Annotated in this window: 4 protein-coding genes; 1 reads left to right on the top strand and 3 read right to left on the bottom strand. The window is 28.2% G+C overall.

The window, feature by feature from the left end; all coding sequences use genetic code 4:
* From ACWXVP_RS02440 to rpsB, 3 genes are all read right to left on the bottom strand, one after another.
* Positions 1-433: hypothetical protein (locus tag ACWXVP_RS02440; protein WP_456012915.1), on the bottom strand; the 433-nt coding region annotated here is incomplete at its 3' end.
* 199 nt (positions 434-632) lie between these two features.
* Positions 633-1,511, bottom strand: coding sequence for a translation elongation factor Ts (gene tsf, locus ACWXVP_RS02435; protein ID WP_456012913.1), 879 nt, complete (start codon positions 1,509-1,511; stop codon positions 633-635).
* Positions 1,512-1,540: 29 nt separating this feature from the next.
* Complete coding sequence (gene rpsB / locus ACWXVP_RS02430; RefSeq protein ID WP_456012912.1) at positions 1,541-2,428, bottom strand: 30S ribosomal protein S2; 888 nt, start codon at positions 2,426-2,428, stop codon at positions 1,541-1,543.
* A gap of 447 nt (positions 2,429-2,875) precedes the next feature.
* Between rpsB and ACWXVP_RS02425 the strand changes: the two genes are divergently transcribed.
* Positions 2,876-6,793 (top strand): MAG2960 family serine endopeptidase lipoprotein, encoded by a 3,918-nt coding sequence (locus tag ACWXVP_RS02425; RefSeq protein WP_456012910.1) that lies wholly within the window; start codon positions 2,876-2,878, stop codon positions 6,791-6,793.
* Positions 6,794-6,838: the final 45 nt, after the last annotated feature.

Genomic DNA, 6,838 nt, shown 5'->3' with positions numbered 1-6,838 from the left:
CTAAGGCATTTAACTTACGCTGATGAAGGGTGATGAGGGTGTTTATGTTGTTAAAAATTTCTCTTATCTTTTTCATTTCATGAAAACCACATAATATAATATTTTTATTTTGAACAAAATTAATGTAGTGTCTAGCATGCCCAAAATTTTCAAGTTTTACACTTAACATAATTAAAAATAAGGAGTAAACATCAAACATTGTATTTTTATTAATTAGTATTTTAATAGCACTCGATTTAACTAAAAAAGGAAAATTAACATATTTAAAATCTTGAGTAAAATCATCAAAAATAATACATTCCTTATCAAAAGTATTTGCTTCATTTGAATAGCCTAAAATAAATGATTTATTAGCTGTTAAAACCGGATTTTTCCCAGATTCTGGTATTTCATCATATTTTGTATAAAAATTATCAGGCCTAATATAATTCAATAAATTCCCCAGCCTTTCCTGTTCTCAAGCGTAATGCTAAAGATAAAAAATAAGGTGTTAAAGTTCTCCAAAATGTGTTTATCTAAAGATGATAAACCTAAGTTTGTAAAAGAACTCAAAGAATTGATCATAGATTGTCTTTCTAGTTTTAAATTAGCATAAAAAAACTACCACATAATTTGGTAGTTAATCTTAATTATTATTTAGCCATTTGTTCGGCAACTTCTGCGGCAAAGTCAACTGTTTTCTTTTCTATTCCTTCACCAACCTCATATCTTTTAGCACTAACTAAAGTCAAGTGAGAATCATTTAGATACTGCCCAACAGTTTTAGTATCTTCCATTACGAAGGGTTGATATAATAAAACACCTTTTTCGTTTAATTGTTTTCTTAGTAAACCTTCCTTAATAGATTGTTGAATCTTTTCAGGCTTATTTGCTAGAGCAGGTGATGCATCCAACATATCATGAATACCCTTTAACTCAACTGGACACAAACATTGTTCTGTTAAATAAGATGGGTTAAGGGCAGCGATATGCATCGATACATTTCTTAATGCTTCAGCATTCATACCCTTACCCATAATAATCGTTGCCACTCTATTATTAGCATGAGTATAGCCGGCCACAATTTCGCCTTCCTTAGCAACATATTTTAGCGCTCTTCTTAATGTTATTTTTTCACCAATTTTTGCTGTTAATAAACTGGTTTGATCCTCGATTGAAACACCATCAATTTTAATTGCCTGTAATTCTTCATCATTGGTAAAATCATTTACCAACAATGATTCACCGATTTTATTTGCTAATTCAATAAATAATTCATTTTTAGAAACAAAATCTGTTTCAGAATTAAGTTCAAATATAACTGCAACGTTATCTTTAACAACAGCTCTAACAATACCTTCGGCTGCGATTCTTCCAGCTTTTTTAGCAGCCTTTAAAATTCCTCTTTCTTGTAATCAGTCGATTGATTTTTCAACATCATTGTCATTAGCCTCAAGCGCTTTTTTAACATCTAAAAATCCTAAATTCGTTCTTTCTCTTAATTCTTTAATTTTATTTAAATCGATTGACATATATACCCTTTCTTATACTTTGAGATAATTTATTTTTCCTCAGGTGTTTTCGAAGATTCTACTGGTTTATTAAATCTTCTTTCTCTCATTTCTCTCATTTCGCTTGTTCTAGGATCTTCTGGTAAAACAATTTCCTCATTAGTTTTATAAGCAAATAATTGAGAACCACCTCTAGCAGAAGCAATAGCATCAGCTAAAATTGTAATAATTAAAGTTAATGATTTTGCCGAGTCATCGTTTGCTGGAATAACAAAATCTACTAAATCTGGATTTGAATTTGTATCATGAATTGCAAAAACTTTTAAACCTTTTCTCTTTGCTTCTCTAATAGCAATTTCATCTTCAACAGGTGAAGCAACAATCATAACTTGTGGCATCTGCGCTTTATTAGCTAGTTTTCTAATACCACCAAGGTTCTTTTGCAACTTAGCAATCTTCTTATCGTTTAGAAGACCTTCTTTTTTAGTATATCCTTGATATCCATTTTTTTGCAAAGCTTCTAATCTGTCAAGTTCCTTAACGCTCTTAAAAATTGTTTGCGAATTTGTTAAAGTTCCGCCCAATCAACGTTCAGTAACATAAACTGAATTAGTTCTTGCTGCTGCTGATTCAATAGCAGATTTAGCTTGTTTTTTAGTACCAACTCAAATAAATGAGATTGGTTTTTGAGCCATTTTATTTAATAGTTTGTATGCATATTCTAAAGTTTTTTGAGTTTTAGCAATATCGATAATATGTATACCTGATCTTTTTCCATAAATGTATTGTTTCATCTTTGGATTTCAACGGCTTACTCTATGACCAAAATATGTTCCTGCTTCTAATAATTTTTCTCTTGAAACAATAACGGGTTCGCTAGATACTGCAGTTTTTTGTTCAACTGGCTTTTGTTCAACTTGTTTTTGTTCTGTTGTCATTTTTTTAATCTCCTTTTTAAGATATAAATAAAAATAAGTTTGTTTTTTCTTCCTATTGTTTCTAACAATCAACACCAAAAAAGGCACATGCGATTGAATTCACAATAGTGTTTGATAAATTAATTTTGTTTTTTCATAATCTATCGATACTTTTATAAAAAGTACTTTCAAATTTTAACACAATTTTAGTAAAAAAATAATAAGTTAGAAGACTGAAATTTATATGGTGGATTAATTATGTGAATGATTCAGTACATACCAAAGGATTGACAAATATAAAAAAATAGAAATTTAAATCTAAATTTAATCAACAATAAGGAGTTTTGTTATGATAATTCAAAATTTTTTTGTATAAAAATACATTTCTTTTTTAGCTTAATAGAAGTAAAAATTAGGTATAATAAAAACACTTTTACATAAGATAAAAATTTAATATTGAGGTTTTTTATGCAAAAAAGCAAAAAGAAGAAGATTTTAATAGCAAGTATTTCCACTGTTTCAATGCTAGGTATTATAGGGACTGCTGTGGGAATAGGATATGCTACTTTTTTAAAAAACAACAAACAGCAGCAAGAAACACAAGACTTAATCACGGCTGCTAAAAATTTAGTTGCAAACATAGTGAATGAGGATAGCAAAAGAGATTTTTTAAAACAAATTAATGATCCTAAATTTAGACAATATTCGCCTAAAAATTATGCTACTCTACAAATTATTTTAAAAAACATAAAAAAGCAGATAGAAGAGGATAGAGCATTTGTTTTATCAAAAATTAATCAATTAAAAAACACCGAAATAAAAAACAATCTTCTCAATCGTTTTCAAGATAACAATAATGCTGCAAACCTAAAAAATATTTTAGAAGAAACTAACAGACAATTAATATTGCAAGAAAAAACAAAAAGTTTGGAATTAGCTAAAATAGAACTAAATGCCTTGATAAAAGATTTAAGTAAGGATAAAAAAGAAAAATTTATCATCCAAATAAGTGAAGCTAAAACACTAGAAGAAATAAATCTAATTAAAAAAAATATTATTGATTTCCTATCAAAAATAAGCACTGAAGATCAACTATTAAAAAATAAAATAAATGCCCTAATCGAAAAAATTAATGCATCTGATATTTCAAACAATGATAAAGAAGAACTAGCAAATAAAGCTAAATTAGCTACGAACAAAAATATCGAAGAAGTTTCAAAATTGCTAGATTTAGAAATAAACAAAGCAACTCTAAAACAAGAAGTGTTAATTTTGCTTAATAAACTTTCTAAAACAAAGCAAAAATACAAAGAATTAAAACAAAAATTTAGTAATAAAGACGCAAACGTCGACGATTTTAATGATATTAAAAATCAAGTTAATAGTTACTTAAATAAACTAAAATCCGATGTAGAAATATTGCTTGATTCCTTTCAAGATGATAATTTAAAAAAGCAATTAAAAACCGAATTAAGTAGTGCTGATAATGAAGAAAAAATATTAGATATTAAAGCAAAAATTCTTGCTCATCAAATGAAACCGGATGTGCAAAAATTATTAGAATTAATTTCAAGACTTTCTAGTAAAAATCCATTAAAAAAAGAGTTGTCAGACCAACTAAACCAACAAAATATTAATGCAAAAGAAATTGACAACATCATTAAAAAGTTAGATAATGAAATTCAAAAAATTTTAGACAAAACTGCTAAAAACATAGAAAAGCTTGATGGATCACCTAAATATAATGAATACCAAAATGAAATTAAAAAAGGTAATATAACTGAAGATGAGCTAGAACAAATTAGTAATGATGCCAATAGTATCTTTGATGAATATAACCAAAAAGCAATTGTGTATGTAAATGCTCTTAACATTGAAATAACAATCAAAAACAAATTATCAACCTTAATTAAAACTTCTAAAAATATAAAAAATAGTGATTTTTATAAATCAAAAGCAAAACTATATAATGATATATCTTCAATTCATGACATTGATAAACAAGAAAAACTAAAAAATGAACTAGAAAAAATTTCTTTCACAAATAATGATTATCGTGATCTTTTTGGCGAGTTATCACAAAAAATTGATAATGAAATAAACAAGCAAAATAATAATCCAAATGAAGCACCACAAATACCATCTCCAAACGTGCCAGATATAACTCCATCACCAGGCATAGATGTACCTGCTCCTAACTATGAAAAAATAAATGATAGTCAAGCATTACTTGCCGAAGCTCAAAAACAAATATCAACAGTAAATGAATTCTTTGAAAAAACAGATAATGATCCTGAATTGGTCGATGAACGCCATAAGCTTGCAATAGCATATACAAACTTAATAAAATATCGCGACCGCCAAAGAGATTACAATAATAACATCGAAGAATTAAATGATGCTCTAAAAGAATTTAAAACACAGTTATATAATCTAAGCCAAAAATTTAAGAAGGTTATTAGAAACCATGAGCTTCAAAAACTTAATACCGATATAAACTCAACAACTAATAATTCTAAAACCGATTCACCAAAGCACAGTCTAGGATTTGATTTAATATTTAATAAATCTACACAAAAATTCAATGATGCCAATGCTATTGTCACCCAAACACCTTATTATAAAAAGAAACTTCAAGAATTTAAAAACTATCTAAAAACAGCTAATAACAACACTGGTTTAGATTTATCAAATAATCGCTTAGATCCTGGTTTTTTAAACTATCTTAAGGAAGTTGGCATATATGGAGAATATGGTGATAATGATGAACAAAAATGACGTCAATTCTTTAATGGGTACAATAAAGAACATATGATGAAAGCTTTGTTCCTTGACACTTTTGATACTATACCCAACAATTCTATCGAAATTAAACAAGATGAGAATACTGCTAATAAAATTAAGGGAATTATAAGAAACAACCCTTTTGGCTATCTTCCATCTAATCTAAGTCAGTTTCTTTATTATATCGACTTAGATACAATCAAAAAAATGATAGACTTCAATCAAGAAATTGAAGAAATAAAAGCTAAACATAATGATTTAACTGGCGAAATAACATTATTATTTAAAACTAAATCTACACAATTTAGACATCTAACACTTAACACAAGCAATTCATTGCTAAGAAAAAATGATGATTTTTATCAATACATCTATGATAGGTCATTCTCACTAAATTATAAAGGTATTTATACAGTACGGCCACCCTTTGGTGGAAGTCCTTCGCAACACTATACAAGTACTTCTGGGACAGCATGAATTGTAGACAGAATTGATAATAAAATAACAACCAATAAAAATGGTGGCGAAGAATATGAATTTTTAGTTGCAACCAATGCCCACGTAGCATCATTAACTCATATCTTTGACAAAAGTATTGTGTACAACAAAAATACAGATAAAAAAAATATTAATAACTTTGTTGGAAGACTAGACCCTAATTTTAATTTCAATAAGCATAACTATGAAACTGCGAATAATGGTGAAATTATTAATGATTATCAAAAATACTTTAAAAAATCGCTAAACACACATCAGGGTACTGATACAAAAAGTCAGTATTTAGATTGGATATACTACACTCCAAGATTTAGCTCGAAAGGATTAAGAGCAAATCGGGCTGTCACAAATTTCTTTGATGAACTCACAGATGTCAATAACCGCCTTGGGACAGTTAAAAATGGCGGAGCTGATTTTGCAATCCTTAAACTAAGATTCACTAAAAATAATATAAGAGATCTATTTCCTACCCTATATGAAATTTTAGACACACCAGCCGAAAAGGATTGATATATTGGTTTTGGTAATGAAACAAATAAGCAAAAGAATCACGAGAGCCCCATCCAAACTCATTTTGTGCTCGGTTTTCCAGATGTCAATGGAACAATTAAATTAAATGCTGCCAGATCACAAGGTGGCTATATTGAAACAAAAAACCGTGTTGTTGATAATGATAAAAATAACAAAGATAACTTTAATAGCTTATGGGTAAGATATAACGAAAAAGAAAACAAAGATTGAAATAGTATAGACAATAAATGAATGGACTATGAAAAACCATTTGGAAAAGCATCTGAACACGGAATGCCTAAAAATATTCTCCAACAGATGACAACACTATATCTTAACAATGAAAACAACGAATCACTTGATAGCGGTTCAAGCGGTTCGATGGTAATAGATTCAAGATTTAATTTAATTGGAATTAATTTTATTCATATTGTCGAAAGTGACAATTCTGAAAACAGGGGTAACCAAATTATCTTGTTTAGAGGCGAAAGTGAATATGATCCAAAAGAATTTTCAGGTGATATAAAGCATGATTTCATAACAAAACTTGAAGTAGATAAGCTTAAAACTATTAAGCTAAACCCTAAAATTTAAATCAAAAAAATATCCCCAGCTTATTGCTGAGGATTTTTAATATAT

This window comes from Mycoplasma sp. 1781 (genome assembly GCF_053851675.1).
The sequence above is the reverse complement of the archived record's forward strand: the minus strand, read 5'-3'. Positions and strand labels throughout refer to the sequence as shown.